General features: G+C 58.2%; 20 protein-coding genes. 8 read left to right on the top strand and 12 right to left on the bottom strand.

The annotated features are described in order from the left end of the window. Position 1 precedes the first annotated feature (1 nt). From FQ185_RS28970 to fdnG, 3 genes are read right to left on the bottom strand one after another with little or no spacing between them, the layout of a single operon-like run. Positions 2 to 655 (bottom strand): formate dehydrogenase subunit gamma, encoded by a 654-nt coding sequence (locus FQ185_RS28970; protein WP_149420426.1) that lies wholly within the window; start codon positions 653 to 655, stop codon positions 2 to 4. Beyond that, positions 652 to 1,587, bottom strand: a complete 936-nt coding sequence (gene fdxH / locus FQ185_RS28965) for a formate dehydrogenase subunit beta (RefSeq protein WP_149420425.1) — start codon at positions 1,585 to 1,587, stop codon at positions 652 to 654. The genes FQ185_RS28970 and fdxH overlap by 4 nt, the downstream gene beginning before the upstream one ends. Then, on the bottom strand, positions 1,588 to 4,653 hold the full coding sequence (gene fdnG / locus FQ185_RS28960) for a formate dehydrogenase-N subunit alpha (protein WP_149420424.1): 3,066 nt from the start codon (positions 4,651 to 4,653) through the stop codon (positions 1,588 to 1,590). 367 nt (positions 4,654 to 5,020) lie between these two features. On the opposite strand from fdnG, the gene FQ185_RS28950 reads away from it, so the two are divergent. Continuing rightward, the gene (locus FQ185_RS28950) at positions 5,021 to 6,175 is read left to right on the top strand and encodes a MalY/PatB family protein (RefSeq protein ID WP_149420423.1); all 1,155 of its coding nucleotides are present in this window, start codon (positions 5,021 to 5,023) and stop codon (positions 6,173 to 6,175) included. Positions 6,176 to 6,320: 145 nt separating this feature from the next. After that, positions 6,321 to 7,178, top strand: a complete 858-nt coding sequence (locus tag FQ185_RS28945) for an SDR family oxidoreductase (RefSeq protein WP_149420422.1) — start codon at positions 6,321 to 6,323, stop codon at positions 7,176 to 7,178. 45 nt (positions 7,179 to 7,223) lie between these two features. Here FQ185_RS28945 and FQ185_RS28940 read toward each other — a convergent pair whose 3' ends face one another. The 3 genes from FQ185_RS28940 to FQ185_RS28930 are packed head-to-tail and all read right to left on the bottom strand — an operon-like array spanning position 7,224 to position 8,709. Then, positions 7,224 to 7,673, bottom strand: coding sequence for a DUF421 domain-containing protein (locus tag FQ185_RS28940; RefSeq protein WP_149420421.1), 450 nt, complete (start codon positions 7,671 to 7,673; stop codon positions 7,224 to 7,226). Positions 7,674 to 7,680: 7 nt separating this feature from the next. Beyond that, on the bottom strand, positions 7,681 to 8,199 hold the full coding sequence (locus tag FQ185_RS28935; protein WP_149420420.1) for a hypothetical protein: 519 nt from the start codon (positions 8,197 to 8,199) through the stop codon (positions 7,681 to 7,683). Between the two features lie 9 nt (positions 8,200 to 8,208). Beyond that, positions 8,209 to 8,709: a CinA family protein gene (locus FQ185_RS28930; RefSeq protein ID WP_149420419.1), complete on the bottom strand. Its 501-nt coding sequence runs from the start codon at positions 8,707 to 8,709 to the stop codon at positions 8,209 to 8,211. Positions 8,710 to 8,877: 168 nt separating this feature from the next. On the opposite strand from FQ185_RS28930, the gene FQ185_RS28925 reads away from it, so the two are divergent. From FQ185_RS28925 to FQ185_RS28915, 3 genes are all read left to right on the top strand, one after another. Beyond that, positions 8,878 to 9,489, top strand: a complete 612-nt coding sequence (locus FQ185_RS28925) for a Yip1 family protein (RefSeq protein ID WP_149420418.1) — start codon at positions 8,878 to 8,880, stop codon at positions 9,487 to 9,489. Positions 9,490 to 9,535: 46 nt separating this feature from the next. Further along, positions 9,536 to 10,879 (top strand): sodium:proton antiporter, encoded by a 1,344-nt coding sequence (locus FQ185_RS28920; RefSeq protein ID WP_149420417.1) that lies wholly within the window; start codon positions 9,536 to 9,538, stop codon positions 10,877 to 10,879. A gap of 188 nt (positions 10,880 to 11,067) precedes the next feature. Further along, positions 11,068 to 11,364, top strand: a complete 297-nt coding sequence (locus FQ185_RS28915) for a hypothetical protein (RefSeq protein WP_149420416.1) — start codon at positions 11,068 to 11,070, stop codon at positions 11,362 to 11,364. Positions 11,365 to 11,415: 51 nt separating this feature from the next. Here FQ185_RS28915 and FQ185_RS28910 read toward each other — a convergent pair whose 3' ends face one another. Next, complete coding sequence (locus tag FQ185_RS28910; RefSeq protein WP_149420415.1) at positions 11,416 to 12,639, bottom strand: zinc-dependent alcohol dehydrogenase; 1,224 nt, start codon at positions 12,637 to 12,639, stop codon at positions 11,416 to 11,418. A 340-nt stretch (positions 12,640 to 12,979) separates the two neighbouring features. Here FQ185_RS28910 and FQ185_RS28905 point away from each other — a divergent pair, with 340 nt between their 5' ends. Continuing rightward, on the top strand, positions 12,980 to 13,456 hold the full coding sequence (locus FQ185_RS28905; RefSeq protein WP_149420414.1) for a hemerythrin domain-containing protein: 477 nt from the start codon (positions 12,980 to 12,982) through the stop codon (positions 13,454 to 13,456). A 64-nt stretch (positions 13,457 to 13,520) separates the two neighbouring features. Here the strand turns inward: FQ185_RS28905 and FQ185_RS28900 are convergent, their stop codons facing one another. Continuing rightward, positions 13,521 to 14,057: a hypothetical protein gene (locus tag FQ185_RS28900; RefSeq protein ID WP_149420413.1), complete on the bottom strand. Its 537-nt coding sequence runs from the start codon at positions 14,055 to 14,057 to the stop codon at positions 13,521 to 13,523. A 238-nt stretch (positions 14,058 to 14,295) separates the two neighbouring features. Between FQ185_RS28900 and FQ185_RS28895 the strand changes: the two genes are divergently transcribed. Further along, complete coding sequence (locus tag FQ185_RS28895; protein WP_149420412.1) at positions 14,296 to 14,541, top strand: hypothetical protein; 246 nt, start codon at positions 14,296 to 14,298, stop codon at positions 14,539 to 14,541. A gap of 9 nt (positions 14,542 to 14,550) precedes the next feature. On the opposite strand, the gene FQ185_RS28890 is transcribed toward FQ185_RS28895, so the two are convergent. The 4 genes from FQ185_RS28890 to FQ185_RS28875 all read right to left on the bottom strand — a co-directional run bounded on the left by FQ185_RS28890 (position 14,551) and on the right by FQ185_RS28875 (position 21,561). Continuing rightward, complete coding sequence (locus FQ185_RS28890) at positions 14,551 to 16,473, bottom strand: PAS domain-containing sensor histidine kinase (protein WP_149420411.1); 1,923 nt, start codon at positions 16,471 to 16,473, stop codon at positions 14,551 to 14,553. 117 nt (positions 16,474 to 16,590) lie between these two features. Further along, entirely contained in the window at positions 16,591 to 17,490 is a 900-nt protein-coding gene (locus tag FQ185_RS28885; protein ID WP_149420410.1) for a zeta toxin family protein, read from the bottom strand. Positions 17,491 to 17,617: 127 nt separating this feature from the next. After that, entirely contained in the window at positions 17,618 to 19,897 is a 2,280-nt protein-coding gene (locus FQ185_RS28880) for an ATP-dependent DNA helicase (protein ID WP_149420409.1), read from the bottom strand. Then, entirely contained in the window at positions 19,894 to 21,561 is a 1,668-nt protein-coding gene (locus FQ185_RS28875; protein WP_149420408.1) for a VRR-NUC domain-containing protein, read from the bottom strand. The genes FQ185_RS28880 and FQ185_RS28875 overlap by 4 nt, the downstream gene beginning before the upstream one ends. A gap of 208 nt (positions 21,562 to 21,769) precedes the next feature. Between FQ185_RS28875 and FQ185_RS28870 the strand changes: the two genes are divergently transcribed. Continuing rightward, entirely contained in the window at positions 21,770 to 21,994 is a 225-nt protein-coding gene (locus FQ185_RS28870) for a YgdI/YgdR family lipoprotein (protein ID WP_149420407.1), read from the top strand. Positions 21,995 to 22,200: the final 206 nt, after the last annotated feature.

The raw sequence follows: 22,200 nt of genomic DNA, 5'->3' as shown, positions 1-22,200 counted from the left end.
GTTATCCTTTTTTGTTGATCGGCCGGTCGGGGTGCTCGTCCCGGGTGACTTCCCGGTACCAGAGTTCATGGTGTTTCCTCGCCCAGGCGCGGCTGACCCAGCCATGCGTCATTGCGCTGACCGAGCCCTTGATCCAGATCCCGGCATAGATGTGCACGATGATGCTCAGCACCAGCACAAACCCCGCCAACGCATGCAGCAACATGGCCCAGCGAATGCTGGTGATGCCGAAGTACTCGCTGAAGTACGCACGCCAGATCACCAACCCGCTGAACAGCAACACCAGCATGCACAGCAGCAATGTCCAGAACAGCAGCTTCTGCCCCGGGTTGTACTTGCCGATCGCCGGCACGCCCTCCTCTTCGTTGCGGATCACCCGCCCGACGCGCCGCAGCCATAAACGGTCATTGGTGATAAAGAAGTTCGCCCGAAAAAATTGAATCACCAATCCCAGAAACAGGACGAACATCACCACGCCCATGAACGGATGCAGAATGCGCGTCCACGGCCCACCGCCAAACAGGTGGCTGAGCCAGAACAGCGCCGGATGAAACAACGCCAACCCCGACAACGCCGCCATGAAGAAGAGGATCGCCACCAGCCAGTGGTTGGTGCGCTGGTTCGAGGTGTAGCGCAGGATCTGTCTGCGGATCATGGTCTGTCCTCCCCGCGCGGATCAAAGGTGTGTACCGACGGATCGACTTCATGCACCGCAGGATCGACGGTGGTCGGGAGTTCGTCCTCCTCAACCAGCTGCGGCCCGACGCGCACGTAGTGGAAGAATCCGGCCAGCACCGCCAGCCCCATGGCGAGCAAGCCCAAGGGTTTACTCACACCTTTCCACAGATCCACCAGCGGACTGATCACCGGGGCGCTCGGCAGGCCGGCATACAATTTCGGCGTGTCAGCGTGGTGCAGCACGTACATGACGTGGGTGCCGCCAACCCCTTCGGGGTCATACAGGCCTGCGTTGTCGAAGCCACGACTCTTGAGGTCGACGATCCGTTCCGCCGCGTGTTCCTTCATGTCTTCCTTGGTCCCGAACACGATGGCGCCGGTCGGGCAGGTTTTCACGCAGGCCGGCTCCAGCCCCACCGCCACGCGGTCCGAACACAGCGTGCATTTGTAGGCCTTATGGTCCTTTTGCGAGATGCGCGGAATATTGAATGGACAACCGGTGATGCAATAGCCGCAACCAATGCAATGGTCCTGGTCAAAATCGACGATGCCGTTGGCGTACTTGATGATCGCCCCAGGGCTGGGGCACGCCGCCAGGCAGCCGGGTTCGGCGCAGTGCATGCAGCCGTCCTTGCGAATCAGCCATTCAAGATTGCCGGCATCGGTTTCATGCTCGGTGAAGCGCATCAAGGTCCAGGTGTCTGCCGTGAGGTCCTGGGGATTGTCGTAGGTGCCCAGGTTATGACCGACGTCGTCGCGCAGCTCGTTCCATTCTGAGCAGGCGACCTGGCAGGCCTTGCAGCCGATGCACTTGGTGGTGTCGATCAGCTTGGCCACTTCCTCTTGCGTGCGCACCGAAGGCGGCACAGTGGTGGTGGCCGAACGGGCGGTGATGTCTTGGCTGGCCATTTAGACTTTCTCCACGTTGACCAGGAATGACTTGGATTCCGGGGTCTGGGAATTGCCATCGCCGAGGAACGGCACCAAGGTGTTGGTCAGGTAACCGTGGCGCGTCAGGCCGGTGAAGCCCCAGTGCAACGGGATACCGATGTGGTGCACCACCTGGCCGTTGACCTGCAACGGCCTGATACGTTTGGTCACTACCGCCACCGCTTCAATGAAGCCGCGCTTGGAGCTGACACGCACCTTGTCACCGGCGACGATGCCTTTCTCCTTGGCCAGCACCTCGCCGATCTCGACGAATTGCTCGGGCTGGGTGACGGCGTTGAGCTTGCAATGCTTGCTCCAGAAGTGGAAATGCTCGGTCAGCCGGTAGCTGGTGGCCGCGTACGGATAGTCCTTGGCCACGCCGAGGGTGTCCCATACCGAATCGAAGATCCGCGCGGCGGGGTTGCTGGTGGCGTTCTTGTTTTTCGGATGCAGCGGGTTGATGCCGATCGGCGTCTCGAACGGCTCGTAGTGCTCGGGGAACGGCCCTTCGGCCATATTGTCGCGGGTGAAAAACCGCGCTACACCCTCGGGGGCCATGATGAACGGATTCATCCCGGCTTCCGGCGGTGAATCTGCTTTGTAGTCCGGCACGTCGGTGCCGGCCCAGACCTTGCCGGTCCACCACACCAGTCGCTTGTTTTCGGCCCAGGGTTTGCCTTGGGGATCGCATGATGCGCGATTGTAGAGAATCCGCCGGTTTGCCGGCCAGGCCCAGGCCCAACCCTGGTGCTGGTGCGTGCCGTAGGGGTCGCTGTTGTCGCGCCGGGCCATCTGGTTGCCCGCCTCGGTCCAGCTGCCGCAGAAAATCCAGCAACCGGACGCGGTGCTGCCGTCATCCTTGAGCTGGCCGAAACCGGCCAGTTGCGCGCCGGCCTTGATTGTTGCGCCGGTGGCGTCGGTGAAGTCGGCGGTGGCGCTGCCGTTGATTTCCTTGGCCAGTTCTTCCGGCGACGGTTCTTCAGGCACTTTGTAGGGCCACGACAGTTTCATCATCGGCTCGGCATAGGCACCGCCATTGGCCTGATAACGCTGGCGCAGGCGCAGGAACAATTCGCTCATGATACGGATGTCGGTCCGCGCCAATCCCGGGCCGTCGGCGCCTTTCCAGTGCCATTGCAGCCAGCGACTGCTGTTGACCAGCGAGCCGTCCTCCTCGGCAAAGCAGGTGGTGGGCAGGCGAATCACTTCGGTCTGAATGTCGGCGCTCTTCACATCGTTGTACGGCCCGACGTTTTTCCAGAACTCGGAGGTTTCGGTGGCCAGCGGATCCATGATCACCAGCCACTTCAGTTTGGCCAGTGCCGCCGTCACCCGGTTTTTATCCGGCAGCGCGGCGATCGGGTTGAAGCCCTGGCACATGTAACCGTTGACCTTGCCCTGGCCCATCATGTCGAACATTTTCAGGATGTCGTAGCTGGGGACGTCTATCTTGGGCAGGTAGTCGTAGCCCCAATGATTCTCTGCCGTGGCATTGGCGCCGTACCAGGACTTCATCAGGCTGACATGAAACTTGCCGTAGTTCTGCCAGTAGGACATCTGTCCTGGACGCAACGGCTTCAGCGCCCGTTTGAAGATGTAGATGTCGTAATCCTGCTCGCTGTCGCTGGGCAGGGTCAGATAGCCGGTCAAGGTGTTCGACAGTAGTCCGAGGTCGGTCAGGCCCTGGATGTTGGAGTGCCCGCGCAAGGCGTTGACTCCGCCGCCGGGCATGCCGACGTTGCCCAGCAGCAGTTGCACCATCGCCGCGCTGCGGATGATCTGCGAACCGATCGAATGCTGGGTCCAGCCCAGGGCATAGAGAATCGTCATGGTCTTGCCCGGTTGCGAGCAGGTGGCGATTTCTTCCCAGATCTTCTGGATCGATTCGGTCGGCATGCCGCAGATCTGGCTCACCAGTTCCAGGTTGTAACGGCTGTAGTGCTGCTTGAGCAGCTGGTAGACACAACGCGGGTCTTGCAGGGTCGGGTCGACCTTGGCGAAGCCGTCCTCGGCATATTGATAGTTCCAGGTGGTCTTGTCGGTATAACGACGCTTGGCCGCGTCATAGCCGCTGAAGATCCCGTCCTCGAAACTGAAGCCGGGGTCGACGAGGAATGACAGGTCGGTGTAGTTGCGCACGTACTCGTGCTGAATCTTGTCCTCGGTCAGCAGGTAGTTGATGAGCCCGCCCATGAAGGCGATATCGGTGCCGGTACGAATCGGCGCGTAATAGTCGGCCACCGAGGCGGTCCGGGTGAAACGCGGGTCGATCACGATCAGCCTGGCAGCGTTGTGCGCCTTGGCTTCGGTCACCCATTTGAAACCGCACGGGTGCGCTTCTGCTGCGTTGCCGCCCATCACCAGGATCAGATTCGCGTTGGCGATATCGGTCCAGGTATTGGTCATGGCACCACGGCCAAACGTCGGGGCAAGACTTGCCACCGTCGGGCCATGTCAGACACGTGCCTGGTTATCGAACCCCAGCATGCCGAGGCTGCGAACAACCTTGTGGGTGATGTAGCCGGCTTCGTTGGACGCTGCCGACGCGGCGAGGAAACCGGTGGTCAGCCAGCGGTTTACCGTTTCGCCCTCCTCGTTCTTTTCGATGAAGTTGGCGTCGCGGTCGGCCTTCATCAGGTCGGCGACGCGATCCAGCGCTTCATCCCAGGAGATGCGCGTCCACTCGCTGCTGCCAGGCTTACGCACCTCTGGATATTGCAGACGACCGGGGCTGTGAATGAAGTCCAGCAGGCCTGCGCCTTTGGGGCACAGGGTGCCGCGATTGACCGGGTGGTCGGCATCGCCTTCGATATGAATGATGTTTTGCGCGACATTCTTGGCGGCATCGCCCTGGCTGTACATGATTAAACCGCAGCCTACCGAGCAGTACGGGCAGGTGTTGCGGGTTTCATGGGTGTGGGCGAGCTTGAAGTGGCGCACCTGCTCGGCGAAGGCAGTCGCGGGGGCCATGCCCAGCGCGCCAAGGCTCGAGCCTGCAAGGCCGATACCCGCGACCTTGAAGAACTGACGACGGTTGAGGTCCATCGTGCACTCCTGATCAGGTGAAGACCCGGTACTTTTGCCGGGTTCTTCTGGACAATCACGGTGGCGGCAGACTGGCTGCCGACACTTCAAACTGTAGACAAGGCTGTCGGCACTTGTGTGAAAACCGACCGCCGGCCGTTTATCGGTCATGAATTGGTAGGCTCGAAACGTGTGGGAGCGAGCTTGCCCGCGATGACGGCCGCACATTCAATAGGGACGGCGACTGACCCACCGCTATCGCGGGCAAGCCCGCTCCCACAAGGTTTGTGTTGTTTGGAACAATCCCGCCAACGCGAGCAGGCTCGCTCCCACAGGGCTTGGCGATTATCATGACTGCCGAATTAATCCCGGCCTTTATGAGATGAGCATGACTTTCGATTTTGATCAGGTGTTCGATCGCCACGGCACCGGCAGTACCAAATGGACCCGTTACCCGGCCGACGTGTTGCCGATGTGGGTGGCCGACATGGACTTCGCCGCGCCGCCGGTGATCATCCAGGCCCTGCAAAAACGCCTGGAACACCCGATGATCGGCTACAGCGTAGCCCCGGATGACTTGCGCGACGCCATTGTTGCCGACCTCTGGAACACATACGCCTGGCGCGTCGAGCCGCAAGAGCTGATCTTCCTGCCGGGTGTCGAGTCGGGCTTCAACATGGCGCTGAAGGCGCTGGTCCAGCCGCAACAGAACGTTGTTGTCCAAGTCCCGAACTACCCGCCGCTGCGCCATGCCCCGGGTCATTGGGGGCTGAACAAGGTCGAACTGAACTTCAATGCGCAAGTTGACGGAACCTATGCCACCCCGCTGGATACCTTGAGCCAGTCGCTGAACGGTGGCGGCGCGCTGCTGTTGAGCAACCCGCACAACCCGTTGGGCAAGGTTTTCCCTCGGGAAGAACTGCAAGCCATCGCCGACATCTGCCTGGAACAGGACGCCTGGATTATCTCCGACGAGATCCACGCGCAGCTGTGCTTTGACGGACGCAAACACGTACCAATGGCAACGTTGAGCCCGGAAATTGCCCGGCGCACGATCACACTGATGTCAGCGAGCAAGGCCTACAACATTGCTGGCCTGAAAACGTCATTCATGATCATTCAGGACCGGGCCGTGCTTGAGCGAGTCAACCATGCCCGTTGCGGTATGGTCGACAGCGTCAACCCGCTGGGCCTGGAAGCCACCCGCGTCGCCTACAGCGAAGCCGGGCCATGGCTGACCGAGCTGATGGCTTACCTGCAAAGTAACCGCGATTACCTGGTCGACGCCGTTCGCACCCGGTTGCCGGGGATTACCATGAACGTGCCGCAAAGCACCTACCTGGCGTGGCTCGATTGCACCGCGCTGGGGCTGGACAACCCGCAACAGTTCTTCCTTGAACACGCCAAAGTCGGGTTGAGCGCAGGCCTGGATTTTGGCGATGACAAACAACAGTTTGTACGCCTGAACTTCGGCTGCCCACGGGCGTTGCTGGAGGAAGGCATTGCGCGGATAGAGCGCAGCCTGATCAATCGCAAGGCCTGACCTTTTTTGTTCGATCGTTCCCATGCTCTGCGTGGGAACGATCATTGAACGATCACTGAAAAAGCCCCTGAAATCCAACCGAACTCAAGGCAAAACACCGAGGTCAACCCTTTGACTCTTCTGCCTTGAACACGGAGATTTCCCGATGACTGACTATCCAAAACCACCCTTCCCAAAACAAAGCCAACCAGTCCCCGGCGCCCAGCGAAAAATGGAGCCGTACCCGGACTGTGGCGAACAAAGCTATAAAGGCTCGGGCCGACTGGATGGCAAGATCGCCCTGATCACCGGCGCCGACAGCGGCATCGGCCGCGCGGTGGCGATTGCCTTTGCCCGTGAAGGCGCGGATGTCGTCGTCGCCTACCTCAATGAACATGAAGACGCACAGGAAACCGCACGCTGGGTCGAGCAGGCCGGTCGTCAATGCCTGCTGCTGCCCGGCGATCTGGCGCAGAAGGCTCAGTGCCAGGCGTTGGTGGACAAGACTGTCGAGCGCTTCGGCCGGATCGATATTCTGGTCAACAACGCTGCATTCCAGATGACCCACGAAAACTTCGAGGACATCCCGGACGAAGAATGGGTGATGACCTTCGACGTCAACATCACCGCCATCTTCAGGATCTGTCAGGCCGCGCTCAAGCACATGAAATCCGGCAGTTCGATCATCAATACCAGCTCAGTAAACTCCGACATGCCCAAACCCACCCTCCTTCCTTACGCCACCACCAAGGGAGCGATTGCCAATTTCACCGCTGGCCTGGCGCAGATGCTGGGACCGAAGAATATTCGGGTGAACTGCGTGGCGCCGGGGCCGATCTGGACGCCGCTGATTGTCTCGACCATGCCCGATGAGGAAGTGCAGAACTTCGGCGGGCAGACTCCGCTCGGCCGGCCTGGGCAACCGGTGGAAGTCGCGCCGATTTATGTGTTACTGGCGTCGGATGAAGCCAGTTACATCACCGGTCAGCGATATGGGATTACCGGCGGCAAACCGATGCTTTGAGCGACGTTTGCAACCGCTGCCGAATGCTGCATTCGGCAGCGGTTCTTACGACGGCTCTTGAGCAATCACCGATATCTTGCCGTTACGCTCAAGAATCGCGAACTTGATTTGATCAAGGGTTTCGATGCCCTGACTCGAGCGCGCGGCCTCCATGATGTCAGCCTCGATCAAGCGCGCGTGGCGCAGGCGCTTGTGCAGGACCTTGCCATTCTCGACGACGATCGTCGGCCCGCCATCGATCAGCTGCGAGACCCATTGCGAGCGCTGTTTGAGCAGCGACAGGCCGACATCGATGGCAATCAGCGTCACGATCACCACGATCGAATTGGTCAGGGAAAAGTCATCGCCCAGCAACGCCTGTTGCGTCGCCTCACCGATGATCATCAGCAGCACAAAATCGAAGGTCGTCAGTTCGGCCAGAGAACGTCGGCCGGCAATCTTGAACAGCACCATCAGTGCCAGATACATCGCCGCTGCGCGCAATACCGAGTCCATAGGTCACCTAAGGGAAAATGAATTGATCCAGGTTCACCGGCGTTGCTCCGGGCGATGTAATCCGGCTGCGAAACAGCCCCAGCCCATCACCGCGCAACGTCAGATAGAGGTTTGCCAGGCCCTGAGCGTCGGTTTGCAGCCACATCTTCATGCCCGGCCCGGCACTGGTGACGCGGATGGGTTGCGGTTGCAGGGTTTCGATGCTGAAGCCCTCCAGTAACGCTCCAGTCAGTTCCAGTTCAACCATGGCATTGGGCGTACCGATCACGCTGATCTGCATCGGGTTGGTCGAGCCATTGCGGTGGAACATCTCGTATTGCACCCTGACCTTGCCGTCGCTCGCCTGAACGTCCCGGCTGCTCAGCGGCCCGCGTGAAAACAGCCCAAGCAGCGCCAGCAACACCAACAGCACCAAGGTATACCAACCCCAACGCTCGAATCGCCAGACCTTGACCTGATGCGCCATGTCTTCACGTACGGGATAGTCGCGGCTGTGGTAATCGGTATGGCCGGATTCATCGTTCATGGATGCGCCCTACCCTTGCTCACCGGCTAACGCCCGTTGATGGAAATGTGGCAGCAGGTGCAAAGCGTGCTCCGCCGCCAGTAACTGGACCTCTGAACGTGTGCCGAAAAACCGCTGCTGTCGGCTGAATACACTCCGCCCGTGTTCGGTCTGATAGGCCCAGGCGAAACAAATGGTGCCGGGTGGAATGCCGTCAACTTCTTCCGGCCCAAGAATGCCGGTGGTCGCCACCGCGACATTGGCGGTGCTATCGCGCAGCGCGCCCACGGCCATTTCCCGAGCGACTTCACAACTGGTCAGGTTGAACGTTTCGATCGTGTCGGGGCTGACGTTGAGCAATCGTTGCTTGGCCTCGGGGGAATAGACCACATAGCCGCTTTCGATCAGCTCCCCGCTGTGGGGAACCTCCGCCAGCAGTGTGACGATTTTGCCGGCCGTACACGACTCTGCGGTGGTCAGCAGCAAGTCGTTTTCACGCAAATACTCGACCACGGATTGGCTGACACTCATGGCAAATCATCCCGACAGAGAGCTGCTCGGTTGACCTTCGCCACCTCTAAACATTCCCTCAATCGGACCATGTTCGGGTCTGTGGATAAAAAATGAACCCCTGACAATTCTCGCCCCTCAATACGTTTAGGGGCCCTGTAACGGGCTACTCCGGATCAGGAGGTCGTCATGTCCGCACCTATCGTCAAGCTGTTTACCCAACCGAACTTCGCGTGGACGGATATCCGCAAGGAAGAGGAAGCGCATCCGCGCCACTATCTCGCTCATCTACTGCTGCTCGCCTTGATCCCCGCCGTGTGCCTGTTTATCGGGACCACTTACGTCGGCTGGAGCCTGGCCGAGAACGAAATAGTCAAACTCAGCACCGCCAGCGCGCTACAGCTCTGCGTGTTGCTGTACGTGACCATCGTCGCCGGCGTGGCGGTGATGGGGTTGTTCATTCGCTGGATGTCGCGCACCTTCGACGCACGGCCAACCGTCAATCAATGCATCGGTTTTGCCGCCTACACGGTGACGCCGTTTTTCCTCGCAGGCATTGCCGGTTTGTACCCGAGTCGCTGGCTGGCGATCACGGTACTGGGCGCCGCCTCCCTCTATTCGACCTTCCTGCTGTTCGTTGGCTTGCCGACGTTCATGCACGAGCGCAAGGAACAAGGCTTGCTCAATGCCGCTTGCGTCTGGGGTGTCGGGTTGTTGGTGCTGGTCACCATCCTGGTCTCAATGATCCTGTTGTGGTTCAACGTGCTGACGCCTGAATACCTGCGCGCGACCGTCGGTTGATTTCCCGAGGTCCTGCATCGCGGCACCCATCCGCTGAGTACAGAGCATGAGCTTCATTCTATGGGTGGCGGTGTTGGGCGCCGTGCTGCTGACGCTGGCGCTGACCTCCTCGTACCTGCGCTGGATGCCAGTGACCACGTCGGCGGTGTGCCTGGTGCTGGGCGTCACCATCGGGCCTGCGGGGTTCGGGCTGTTAAAACTGGACACGGACGACGCCTCGACCTGGATGGAGCACCTGACAGAAGTTGCGGTGCTCTTTTCGTTGTTCGTTTGCGGTTTGAAATTGCGCTTGCCCCTCAAGGACAAAACCTGGCGAATCGCATTCGGCCTCGCCGGTCCGGTGATGGTATTGACCATTGCCGGCGTCAGTTTGCTGCTGCATTACGGTTTCGAGTTGTCCTGGGGCACGTCCGTGTTGATCGGCTCGATTCTGGCGCCCACCGACCCGGTGCTCGCGGCCCTGGTACAAGTCAACGACGCCCGGGATGACGATAGCGTGCGCTTCGGACTGTCGGGTGAAGCCGGGCTCAATGACGGGATCGCGTTTCCGTTCGTGATCCTCGGGCTGCTCCTGCTGCAAAACGATGGCAATCCCGGCTGGCTGGGCGACTGGGTACTGCGCAGCCTCCTGTGGGCAGTTCCGGCCGGTTTGCTCATGGGCTACTGGATGGGACGCGGCATTGGTCGCTTGACGTTGTCAGTACGGATCAAGAATGACGACAGCACCCTTTCCCCCAACGATTACCTCGCGCTTGCACTGATCGCCCTTGCCTATGTCGGGGCAGAGTCCATTCACGCCTACGGTTTTCTGTCGGTGTTCGCCGCCGGCCTCGGTTTGCGCCAGGTAGAGGCCAAATCCACCGGCCGCACGCAACCACCCGCCGAACACCTGGTTCAGCCGGTTGTCGGTCATCAGAACGTCGAGCCGCAGCACGCCGTTCATGGTGACACCGAAAACCTTGAAGACACCCAGGTCGCTGCGGGCATCATGATGGGAGACATGCTCGCCTTCGGCAGCCTGGTGGAACGGGCCATGGAAGTGTTTCTAGTGACGCTGCTCGGCGTGGTGTTGATTGCTCACTGGGACTGGCGTGCGCTGCCGATCGCAGGCGTGTTGTTTTGCCTGATTCGCCCCCTGAGCGTCATCGCCATGCCGTGGGGCGGTTTGCTGGATCGTCGCCAGCGAATGTTGATTGGCTGGTTTGGCATACGCGGCATAGGCAGTCTCTTTTACCTGTTTTATGCGCTCAACCACGGGCTCGGGCAGTCCGTGGCGGCGTTGTGCACCGACCTGACGCTGTCGGTGGTCGCGTTGAGCATCCTGATCCACGGGGTTAGCACTCAACCTGTTCTTGCCCGATATGAGCAGCGAAAGAAACAAAATATTTGATTTTACGCCCAAGCTTTTACCGTCGAATTTATCGAATTTTCGCTCTCATAAATTTGAAATTCTTTTGAGCTCTGGCCAGTCACAAGCTTAATCCCGCCTCGAATGTGCACAGCGGGTCTCGCCAGGCTCGGTTCCCCTGCGGCGACGATGCCTATTTAAAGGAACCTCGGAAAATTAGGGTGCTGGTCATGATTCAATATTCCACCTCCACTGAAATCAAAGCGTGCCGGGCGTTCGCCCTGGAACGTAATCGTCAGATGTTCGAAGATGCCCAGGCGCTGAGCCGCTGTGCCTTTGAATTGCTCGAAAGCGGCGAAATGGACGTGGAGCTGTTTGATCGCTATCAGGCGATCCGCAGGAAAGCCGATTTGAAATTCAAGGAAGCGATCGAGCACTTACGCGTACTTAACGAAGATTTCCCACCGATCCCGATGTCTGCGAACAACGCTCACCGTTTGAATCAGCAACCCGAATCCAGAGCATGATGTTCACAAGCCCGGCGCCGGTCGCCGGGCTTTTCATTGCCAGGCAAACCCCTAAAAGGCCGGTACGGGCGTAATTTCCAGATTCTCGGTCAGCGGCACATCACTGGACCCCGGCGTCAAAATGACCTTGCGGCATTCCTCCTGTTTTTTGTCGAAAATCCTGTAACCCTCGGCCACTTGCTCAAGCGACATGCGGTGAGTAATGATCGCCTCCGGTTGCAGGCGCCCGGTTTCAATGTGCCCGAGCAATTCCGGCAGATAGCGCTGCACATGGGTCTGACCCATTTTGAACGTCAGTCCTTTGTCGAAAGCATCACCAAACAGGAACCCGTGAATAAACCCGGAATAAACGCCCGGCACACTCACGACGCCCCCGCGACGTGCGGAAGCAATACATTGGCGTAACGCCTTGCCGCTGCTGCCCTCGAGTTTCAAGGTGGCAAGCACTGTCTCTGTGGTGCTGCCCTTGGCTTCGAACCCCACGGCATCAACCACCCCGTCGACCCCACGGCTACCAGCAGTCTGGCGAATGATCGTGTCGGCCGGGTCATCATCGTCATCAAAATTGATCGGAATCACGCCATAGGTGCGCTGGGCATAGGCCAGCCGATAGTCATGATGATCCACCATGAAGATTTGCTCGGCACCGAGCATTCTTGCGCAGGCCGCGCTCAGCAATCCCACAGGCCCGGCGCCATAAATTGCAATGCTTGACCCCGGCCCGATCCCGGTATTGAGCACTGCTTGCCAGGCGGTGGGCAAAATGTCCGAGAGGAAAAGTACCTTTTCGTCCGCCAGCAATCCCGGCACCTTGAAGGGCCCGGTGTTGGCCTTCGGCACTCTGACAAGTTCGGCCTGCCCGCCCGGAATACCGCCATACAGGCGACTGAAACCGAACAACGCGGCCGGTGGTGGAATCGCTTTTTTATTGATGCTTGCGCCACGCCCGGTGTTGGTGGTTTCACAACTGGCGAACAATTCCTGCTGACAAAAGAAGCACTCGCCACACGCAATCACGAACGGGATCACCACCCGGTCACCGCGCTGCACGGCGGTAACGGCCGAGCCGGTTTCCTCGACGATGCCCATAAACTCATGGCCAAAAATGTCGCCGTGCTCCACGGTCGGAATCTTCCCTCGGTACAGATGCAAATCCGATCCGCAGATGGCGGTGGCAGTCACGCGCAAAATGATGTCGTCGGGAGCTTCGATGATGGGATCGGGCACCGTTTCGATTTTCACGTCATGGGCACCGTGGTAAGTCATTGCGCGCATGGCTGCATCCTCGCTGGTTAATAAAGGCAGTGGTTGTCTGTATTAAGGGAGCGAGGCCGGGCTGCGAGTTCAGTTTCATGAGTGGCGATTCTGATCAGTGGTCAAACGCGAAAATCCGCTTTTACCAGGCGCTGAACACCATGCCGCGAACTGCATGAGTCAAATTCCAGACTCATGCAGCCTGCATGACTACAGTTCGCCATCAGAGAACTCAAGCCATTGATTTATAAAGAGGTTGCTCCGTAAATAAATCCGGCACGAGAAATGCTCCGGGACTATGAGCGACTTTCGGCCTTGAGACCGTTCGCGCTCACCCCCGTGACTATTGAGAGACTCGACCATGAACGCCATTGACCTGTTGAAAGCCGACCATGCACGCGTAAAAGTCATTCTGACTCAACTGAGCGAATCCACCGAACGCGGTGTGAAAAAACGCACCGAGTTGCTGGCCAAACTGGAGATGGAGGTCTCCATCCATACCCGCCTCGAAGAAGAAGTGTTGTACCCGGCGTATAAAAAGGCCGGCGGCAAAGAGCAGGACGTCATGTATTACGAAGCCAAGGAAGAACACCGCACAGTCGATTCCCTGGTGCTGCCTGACCTGAAAGTCACCGACCCGTCGACTCCGGAGTTTGCCGGTCGCGTGAAAGTGGTCAAGGAACTGCTGGAGCACCACATCGAAGAAGAAGAAACGGAAATGTTTCCCCAGGCTAAAAAGCTCTTGGGGAAAGCAACCCTGGAAGAGTTGGGCGCGCAAATGGAAAGCCTCAAAGCTCAGTACAAGAAAGAAATGAGCGCAGGGAATATGGCCGCTTGATCAAAGTGGCAGGCAATAAAAAGGCCCGGCATCTCATCTGCCGGGCCTTTTTTGGTATTGAGGTTCATGCGCCGGGGTTGGTCACCTGGATGTAAAACGAGTAACTGCCCAGAAGCACCCAGAACGTCGCGAAAATCCATGGCGTACGCACCGAAAACAACAGCGATTTGCGGTACCCCTTATGGGACGACTCCCTCTCACTGAACAGCGGCGATTCATCGTAGGCGAGTCCCATCAAGGGTTCACTGCGCAACAACTCACTCTGTTTGAAATGCCAGTGATCGATGATGTCATACGCCGCGCGAATGCCCGGCCAGGCGTTGAGCGAACTGAGCAACCCAAGCAGTGCGAGGAACGGTGGCACCACCAGGGTGAAAAGTTTTCCCCATTCGGGATTCAGATTGGCCATGCAGGAGGCGAAGGCAATCACCAAAAACGATTGCGCCGCCAGATAAGCGTCAGTGCGATTGGCCAGAATGCTGGTTTCGTACTGGATTTCCCGGCGGTAGAAATCCAGACGTTCTTTGGGCGACCCAAACATCTTGGTGTTGTGTTCGCTCAGGGCTTCTTCAGCCGGGGGTTCGGTCAGTATTCTTGGCACAGGCTTCACGCACGGGATGGGAAAACATTTAGAAGAAGCGTCTACTGACAAGTTCAGGTGAGTTTCAACCCTCACTCCACGCGCCGACCAACGCGCCCTTGTCGCCATAGACGGGGTCGGCCAACGGAAACGAAACCTTGGCCATTCAAAAAAACTCAAAGGCTTCGCGAGGCAAAGTCTCGAACGGACCCTCGCCACCGTGGTCCCTCAATTAACGGTCTGATGGTAAGGAACGGGCATGGACTATCTCGATTGGGTGCAATGGCCAGCAATGCTGGTGACGGTGCTGGCGGCGTGGTTGATCGGTTCGCAAAAGCCTTCACGCAGGGTGTCGGGTTTCATCTGCTTTATTGTCAGCAATGTTTTATGGGTGATCTGGGGTTATCACACACAGGCCTATGCACTGATCGTGTTGCAGTTTTGCCTGTGTGCCATGAACCTGCGCGGGTTCAAGAAGAACGTAGGAGCCGAGACGAAACATTGAGTGCCTCTGTCATTTCATTGCCGAGGCGATGACTTCCACCAGATTGAGTTGGGTAAAGGGTTTGGACAGCCGTGGGAGTTCGGTTGCGAAACCTTCAAGGCGCTCCGCGAAACCGGTGGCGAGGATGATCGGCAGGTCTGGCTTCATGACCCGGATAGCCTGAGCCAATTGCGCGCCACTCATCTGTGGCATGGCCATGTCGGTAATGACCAGGTCAATAGCCTGCTCCGAGTCGAACAGTTCCAGCGCCCTGAACCCGGACGCCGCACTGATCACCCGATGACCCAGGTCCTCGAGCAGCAGGCTGGTACTGGTCAGTACCAGACTGTCGTCGTCCACCACCAGCACGCACAGACCGGGTACTTGCGGGGCCGCTTCCTCCTCGACAACAGGCTTGGCGACAGCTCCGGTCGTGGCGACAGGAATCCACAGTTCGGCGGTTGTACCTATGCCCTTCTGGCTCTTGAGAATGAATCGACCACCCAGTTGCTCGATAAAACCGTGAACCATCGACAATCCGAGGCCAGTGCCTTTGCCAACTCCTTTGGTGGTAAAGAACGGGTCCATCGCTGAAGCCAGTGTGAGGTCATCCATGCCTTCGCCGGTGTCGCTGACGCTAAGGCAGACATAACGGCCTGCAACCAGTGACAGCCTGGCCGGATCGCTGAACTCTTCCGCCCGGGTACTGATGATGATCTTGCCACCCTTGGGCATGGCGTCGCGGGCATTGGTCACCAGGTTCAGTACCGCCAGTTCGAGTTGATTGACATCGGCCAGGACCGGTTCGAGTTCGGGTGAAAAGCGAGTTTCGAGTTCCACTGAAGGTCCAAGGGAACTGCGCAACAGACCGGTGATTCCTTGCACCAGCGCCGGTATCTCGACGGATTCCGTTTTAAGCTCCTGACGCCTGGCAAAGGCCAGCATGCGTTGGGTCAGGGATACGCCACGCAATGCCCCTTGGGTGGCGTTGTCCACCAACCGGGTAATTTTCGGATCGTTCCCTACTCGTTTGCGGACGATTTCCAGATTGCCGAGGATAACCGTCAGCAAATTGTTGAAGTCGTGGGCAATCCCGCCGCTGAGTTGGCCGACGGCCTGCATCTTCTGCGCCTGGAACAGCGCCTCGCGGGTTTGCTCAAGCGCCTGCTGTGCTTGTGTCACTTCGGTGATATCACGGGTGATCTTGGCGAAACCGAGCAGCGTCCCGGTCTCACCCCAAATCGGGTCGACCACGACATGCGCCATGAACCGGGTACCGTCCTTGCGCACTCGCCAGCCTTTATTTTCGAATCGCCCCTCACGCACAGCAATATCCAGGGTCCGCTTCGGCTCGCCGGCCACGCGGTCCTGAGGGGTATAAAACATCGAGAAATGTCGGCCGATAGCTTCTTCGGGCGTGTAACCCTTGATGCGCTGAGCCCCCAGGTTCCAGTTAGTCACAAGTCCATCCGGGGCGAGCATGTAGATGGCGTAATCGGTGACGCTTTGCACCAGTAACCGGAACTGCTGCTCGCTTTGCTTGAGGACTTCTTCGGCCATTTTGCGGTCGGTCAGGTCCCGGGTGATCTTGGCAAACCCCAGCAGCTTGCCCGACGGGTCGACAATAGGATCGATGACTACATGAGACCAGAAACGCGTACCGTCCTTACGAATCCGCCAGCCCTCGCCCTCGAAGCGCCCCTCCCGAATCGCCGTATCCAGCGCGCGCTGGGGCAAACCGGCCAGGCGATCCTCTTCGGTATAGAACCGCGAGAAGTGCTGGCCGAGAATTTCCGCCTCCTCATACCCCTTGAAACGCCGTGCACCAGAGTTCCAGCTGGTAATGATTCCATCGAGATCAATCATGTAGATCGCGTAGTCAATCACAGCATCGATCAACAGGCGGAACCGACTGTCATCGATGGCTGTGGTTTTGGTCCGATCTTCGATCATTGATCTCTCACGTGATGATGCTTTTTCAGGAGTATGCGACAAACCGCAGATTTGGAAAGCCTGAACGTCAGCCGATTACTCCACAAATTACAAATTACAAATTCCCGGTGCCGGGTGTTATCGGTACGCGAATTTGACGATGTAGGCGTACAAGTCGCTGTATACAAAGTCCGGAACCTGTAAGGCGTGTGGCTCGATTGCCAGTAATTCCAAGTGACAGACCTTGACGATCTCGTCGCGTTCACTCATTGAAAGTTGATTGTTGATGACAGCTTCGTACGCGCTGTAAGTGTAAGGCGTCTCGGTTGCGCTGATGGTCAGCTTGCCATTGGCGTCCTGATTGTAAGTGCTATGAGCCCGCACCACTCGCTCGTTCAACGTTCCGAAACCACGTTCGAATAGAACGATCCGGGAACCATTCACCGATTTAGCGAGTGTCTCCATAGCCAGGAGGATCTGCGGTGCGTTGTTCATGCTCGTTTGCAACGCCGAATAACTGACAAAACGTTCCAGTTTTTTTTCGTCCAGGTTCTTCAATGCTCTTTTGATGGACGAGAGGTGCGCGAACGCTTGATTACAACCAACGACATAGGCTTCCAGCTGATAACCGGCGGCAAATGTCGCAAGTTCCGCAAAGGCGATGTCGTCGAATGCGCACTCCATGATGATGTTGAATTTGCCTGCGAGCGCTGCCTCAAAAACTTTGCCGCTGACAGCACGGACAAAAGCTTCCGTATGCTTGTAAGCGTGCAGAACACCGAGCTTGATCATCTCGGCGTACTGAGGGTGTTTTTCTCGGTATTGGGGCAGGTACAGACGTACATGATTGCTATAACGGCCTGACGGCAACAGGCTATTTTCCAGTAGGTAGGTTTTACCGGAGCTCTGTAACCCGGCGGTGATCAGCAATCTGGGGATGGATTCGACAGTCTTGCCGTCGAACAGTATGGGGCTGATGTCATCGAACGCTGCGGTGACGTCTTCCGGGGTGTAAGCGTAAAACGGTGCTGGTGACATACCTTGATTTCCTTATCAAAAATTCGGGTGAAAGTGATCACCCGTCATTTGAATAAAGTTCGCTTTCACGATTTATTCAAATGGCTGTATCTTTCAAGATATGTCTATGTTTTTAAAGTACAAAATCCTACTGGACAGAGTGAAAAACCGTCGGACCAACCGACCACCAGCGCGGTAGCAATTGCCTGACCTTGCTCTCGCCAAACCGGTCATCGATCAGCATCACCACCCCTTGATCCTGCTGGGTGCGGATCACCCGTCCGGCGGCCTGCACCACCTTCTGAACCCCGGGAAACAGGTAGGTGTAGTCATAACCGGCGCCGAAAATCGCCGCCATGCGATGCTTGAGCTGTTCGTTGACCGGGTTGAGTTGCGCCAGCCCCAGGGTGGCGATGAACGCACCGATCAGTCGTGCGCCTGGCAAGTCGATGCCTTCGCCAAACGCCCCGCCCAGCACGGCAAAGCCGACCCCCTGACTGTCGGCGGTGAACTGATCAAGAAAGTCCTGGCGCTGCCCTTCCCCCATGCGCCGGGACTGCGACCACAGATTGATGTGCGGATGTTTTTCGGCCAACAACTGCGCCACTTGCTGCAAATAATCGAAGCTGCTGAAAAACGCCAGGTAGTTGCCGGGACGCTGGGTGAACTGCCGGGCAATCAGTTCAACGATTGGCGCAAGGGACGACTGGCGATGGACGAACCGTGTGGAGATCTGGCTGACAATGTGCACTTGCAGCTGGTCAGCATGAAACGGCGATTCCACATCGATCCACACCGTGTTCGCCGGCGTCCCCAGCAGATCGGCGTAGTAGTGACGCGGGCTCAGGGTCGCGGAAAACAGTACGGTGCTGCGCGCCGCCGTCAGGCGCGGGCGGATGAAGCCGGCGGGGACCACGTTGCGCAGGCACAACTGCGACAGGTTGCGCTGACGGTCGAGGTCGCGCTTGCTGATGTCGAACAGAAACTGCTCATCGAAGAGTTCGGCCACCCGGCTAAATTGCAGCATGTCGAAGTAGAAGTTCTGCAGTGCGCTGTCCAGGCCTTGAGGGTGATCGTTCAGGAAATCGCCGATGCTCGCGCTGCACGAAGACAATACCTGAAGCAGTTTCTCCGGCGCCTTGTCATAGGCCTGATAAGCGCCCAATTGCAGGTTATGCAGGGCGTTCCATTCACGATTGACCCGTTGCAGGGATTTCTTTAGCACGTCAGGCGCTGTTTTTCGCACAGCGTTAAGGGTCGATTGATCGAGGCTGGCGCTGTACATCTGCCGGCCGCGCTCCACCAGATTGTGAGCTTCATCCACCAGCACCGCGACTTTCCAGTTATTGGCCTGGGCCAGCCCGAACAACAGGGCGCTGAAATCAAAGTAATAGTTGTAATCGGCGACCACTACGTCCGCCCAGCGGGCCATTTCCTGACTCAGGTAATAGGGGCAGACGTCGTGTGTCAGGGCAACCTCGCGCAATGCGCTCTGGTTCAACAGGCTCAGTTCGCTGGCGGCTCGGCGAGCAGCGGGCAAGCGATCATAAAAGCCTTGCGCCAATGGGCAGGATTCGCCATGGCAGGCTTTGTCCGGGTGTTCGCAGGCCTTGTCCCGGGCGATCATTTCGAGCACCCGCAGGGGCGGCGCGTCGGCGCTGTCGAGGATCACTTGCGCGGCGTCCAGCGCCAGTTTGCGTCCCGGCGTTTTAGCCGTGAGGAAGAACACCTTGTCCAGTTGCTGCGGCGCCAGGGCCTTGAGCATCGGAAACAGAGTCCCTACCGTTTTGCCGATTCCCGTGGGCGCCTGAGCCATCAGGCAGCGACCGGTGCTGACTGCCTTGAACACCGATTCAGCCAGATGGCGTTGCCCGGGTCGAAAGTCGGCATGCGGAAACGCCAACTGCTGCGCCGCGTTGTTGCGTGCTTCGCGATGGGCCATTTCCTGCTCGGCCCAGTGCAGGAACAGTGCGCAATGGTGGTCGAAGAACTGCCCCAGTTCCACGGCGCTGAAGGCCTCGACCAGACAGGTTTCCTTTTCACTGACGATGTCGAAGTACACCAGGGCCAGATTGATCTGAGCCAGTTGCAGCTTCTGACACATCAACCAGCCGTAGATTTTCGCCTGGGCCCAGTGCAATTGACGGTGATTGGCCGGTTGTTTGCTCAGGTCGCCGCGATAGGTTTTGACTTCTTCCAGGCAGTTTTGCGCGGGGGCGTAGCCGTCCGCCCTGCCCTTTACGGTCAACGATTGATACGGGCCCTCAAGCGCGACTTCACTCTGGTAACCGTCGCTGCGCCGGGACGCCACCGTACGGTGCCCGACGATGCCTTCCAGCGCGGTCGGCGACGGGGTAAAACGCAGGTCGAGGTCGCCGACCTTGGCGGTGAATTCACACAGCGCCCGCACCGCGATGCTGTAGCTCAAGCGCTCTGCTCCGACCATTGCACGTAGCAGACGGCAATCGGCATCTGGTGTTCATGGCAGAACTCCAGCCAGCGCAGTTGGTTGTCCTGCAGCCTGTCGCCGGGGCCTTTGACTTCAATCATTCGGTAGGTCTTGTCCTGCGGCCAGAACTGGATCAAGTCCGGCATGCCGGCGCGATTGGCCTTGATGTCCAGCAACAGTCGATTGAACCAGTGTTTGAGGTGTTCGGCCGGCAGGCAGTCAAGAGCCTGATCCAGCAACTCTTCGCTCAGCGCCCCCCAGAACACGAACGGCGACTGCACGCCCCACTTGCCGGCGTAGCGTTCAGGGATTGTCTGGAGATAACGCCCGTCATCGAGTTCAGCCAGGCAACACTGGAACAGCTGCGCCCGACGCACATGAAAGTCTTCGTTGAGCAGATCCACCGGCCCCCGCTGAAACGGGTGGAAAAACGCGCCCGGCAACGGCGCGAAGATTGCCGGCCAGCACAGCAGTCCGAACAGCGAGTTGATCAGGCTGTTTTCGACGTAATGCACCGGCGCCGAATCTTCAGCCAGGTGTGCCTGAACGTGATACTCCACCGACAACGCCGGGTCGGTTCTGGGCAGCTGCAGGTCCAGGCGCAGCATTTCCCGTGGGGATGCGCGCTTCATCGCTGGCCCACCGAGTTTGCGCCGCAACCGGGGCAACACACGCAGCAATTGTTGTTGTTCGGCGGCGCTTTCCGGCGCTTGCTCGGCATGGGTGGCCAGGTCCATGGCCCGTTGATAGTCGGCGCAACGCTCGAGCACGCGAATCAGCCGCAAGCGTGCGCCGGGATAGGCACACTGGTGGTAGATGGTCAGTGCGGTATGGAAATCCGCCATGCGCTCGCAGTACTGTCCGATCTGGAACAGCAGCTTGCCGCGACGCCTTTGCAGCCACGGGTTGCTCAGTGCCAGCCCGTTGATCCGCTCAACAATATCGGCCACCGCTTCACCGGCCTCGAACCGCTGCTGACATTTGTGAAGAAAGACACAGGCGTCCACATCGTCGCGACTGCGCAAGCCCCTGGATTCGGCGCAGAACTCGACTTTCTCGTAGGTAAAGATGCCAAGATCGGCCAGCACAAACTCCGACCAATCCTGGTAAAGATTGCCGAAAAACATCAAGCGCAGCCGGTCGCACAGGCCCATGATGGTCAGGCTGAACAATCGGTCATCCAGCAGTGGGCACCAGTGGCCGAAGCTGTGAGCCTCGGGAAACTGCTCGCTGAGCATCGGCAACCAATCGGTTTTTTTTCCCTTGGGTTGATCGATGCTGGTGCCGAAGCACTGGAGAATCTCCGCCTTCAGCAGCACCTCGAACAGCGCCTCGATCGACAGCGGCGATTGATCATCGATCCAGCCCAGTTCCAGCAAAGGGCCGGCAGCCACGGCGATGTCACCAATCTCGACGTAATGCAGCTTGCTCGCCCTGAAGTGAATGCCTTTGCGCATCACCATTCTGACCAGCAGCGCCCTCGACTCGTGGGGAAGCCGATTGAAGTCGCGAATAAAGTGTTGCTCCTCGACGCTTAATACATCGGCATAGCGATGCTCAAGCCAATCAAGCACTTGCGTGAAGTTGTTCAAGTAATAGAACGGGTCGTCGAGAGGATTTGCAGTCACAGGAAAAAGTGCCATGGCGAGCGAGTACTGGTTATGCGTACAGATACCAGCTACACCCTGTCGGGTGCAAACGGAAAAGGATAAGCGGCGGCGCTATTCGGTTATTTTTCGGGTGCCAATCGAACTTTCCGGCGATCCATCGCACCAACCGCCTTAGAGGCACAGTGACGATTGATCTTGTGTGTGCAGTCGCGCTGCATTTTTCGAACGATGTGAGGTGGGTATGAATATCAAGACTCTGGGTTTGCCCCTGGCAATAGCGGCCTTTCTGGCCCTGGCCGGTTGCTCGACGCCAACGGTTGTAACGCTGCAGGACGGCACCCAGTATTTGACCAAGGACATGCCGAAAACCAAGACCAAGGACGGCTTCTACGAGTTCGAAGATATTTCCGGAGCGAAAGTGAAGGTCAAGGCTGATGAAGTGGCCACGGTTCGCCAGGAAGACTGAGGACCGCGTTATCGTTCTTCGCGAGCAAGCCCGTTCTCACATTGGTTCTGTATCGATCACAAATCCCCTGTGGGAGCGGGCTTGAACTGGCCTAATAATTCCGGACACCTCTTAAGGGCGATATGATTTCGCCAATTTGGAGGTTCCATGAAAGAAAGAAGAGTCTTTTCCCGCGAGTTCAAACATCGTGCAGCCAGCATGGTGAT

Origin of the sequence: Pseudomonas sp. ANT_H12B (genome assembly GCF_008369325.1) — a bacterium.
In the GTDB taxonomy this organism is placed as follows: Bacteria; Pseudomonadota; Gammaproteobacteria; order Pseudomonadales; family Pseudomonadaceae; genus Aquipseudomonas.
This window is presented reverse-complemented; position numbering and strand designations above follow the sequence as displayed.

What these genes read in the sequence shown, in the direction of transcription:
- FQ185_RS28970 (WP_149420426.1), bottom strand. Translation starts at nt 655, where the DNA reads ATGATCCGCAGACAGATCCTGCGCTACACCTCGAACCAGCGCACCAAC.
- FQ185_RS28885 (WP_149420410.1), bottom strand. Translation starts at nt 17,490, where the DNA reads ATGTCACCAGCACCGTTTTACGCTTACACCCCGGAAGACGTCACCGCA.
- FQ185_RS28895 (WP_149420412.1), top strand. Translation starts at nt 14,296, where the DNA reads ATGGACTATCTCGATTGGGTGCAATGGCCAGCAATGCTGGTGACGGTG.
- FQ185_RS28915 (WP_149420416.1), top strand. Translation starts at nt 11,068, where the DNA reads ATGATTCAATATTCCACCTCCACTGAAATCAAAGCGTGCCGGGCGTTC.
- FQ185_RS28940 (WP_149420421.1), bottom strand. Translation starts at nt 7,673, where the DNA reads ATGGACTCGGTATTGCGCGCAGCGGCGATGTATCTGGCACTGATGGTG.
- FQ185_RS28925 (WP_149420418.1), top strand. Translation starts at nt 8,878, where the DNA reads ATGTCCGCACCTATCGTCAAGCTGTTTACCCAACCGAACTTCGCGTGG.
- FQ185_RS28870 (WP_149420407.1), top strand. Translation starts at nt 21,770, where the DNA reads ATGAATATCAAGACTCTGGGTTTGCCCCTGGCAATAGCGGCCTTTCTG.
- FQ185_RS28890 (WP_149420411.1), bottom strand. Translation starts at nt 16,473, where the DNA reads ATGATCGAAGATCGGACCAAAACCACAGCCATCGATGACAGTCGGTTC.
- FQ185_RS28935 (WP_149420420.1), bottom strand. Translation starts at nt 8,199, where the DNA reads ATGAACGATGAATCCGGCCATACCGATTACCACAGCCGCGACTATCCC.
- FQ185_RS28905 (WP_149420414.1), top strand. Translation starts at nt 12,980, where the DNA reads ATGAACGCCATTGACCTGTTGAAAGCCGACCATGCACGCGTAAAAGTC.
- fdxH (WP_149420425.1), bottom strand. Translation starts at nt 1,587, where the DNA reads ATGGCCAGCCAAGACATCACCGCCCGTTCGGCCACCACCACTGTGCCG.
- FQ185_RS28875 (WP_149420408.1), bottom strand. Translation starts at nt 21,561, where the DNA reads ATGGCACTTTTTCCTGTGACTGCAAATCCTCTCGACGACCCGTTCTAT.
- FQ185_RS28945 (WP_149420422.1), top strand. Translation starts at nt 6,321, where the DNA reads ATGACTGACTATCCAAAACCACCCTTCCCAAAACAAAGCCAACCAGTC.
- FQ185_RS28950 (WP_149420423.1), top strand. Translation starts at nt 5,021, where the DNA reads ATGACTTTCGATTTTGATCAGGTGTTCGATCGCCACGGCACCGGCAGT.
- FQ185_RS28910 (WP_149420415.1), bottom strand. Translation starts at nt 12,639, where the DNA reads ATGCGCGCAATGACTTACCACGGTGCCCATGACGTGAAAATCGAAACG.
- FQ185_RS28920 (WP_149420417.1), top strand. Translation starts at nt 9,536, where the DNA reads ATGAGCTTCATTCTATGGGTGGCGGTGTTGGGCGCCGTGCTGCTGACG.
- FQ185_RS28930 (WP_149420419.1), bottom strand. Translation starts at nt 8,709, where the DNA reads ATGAGTGTCAGCCAATCCGTGGTCGAGTATTTGCGTGAAAACGACTTG.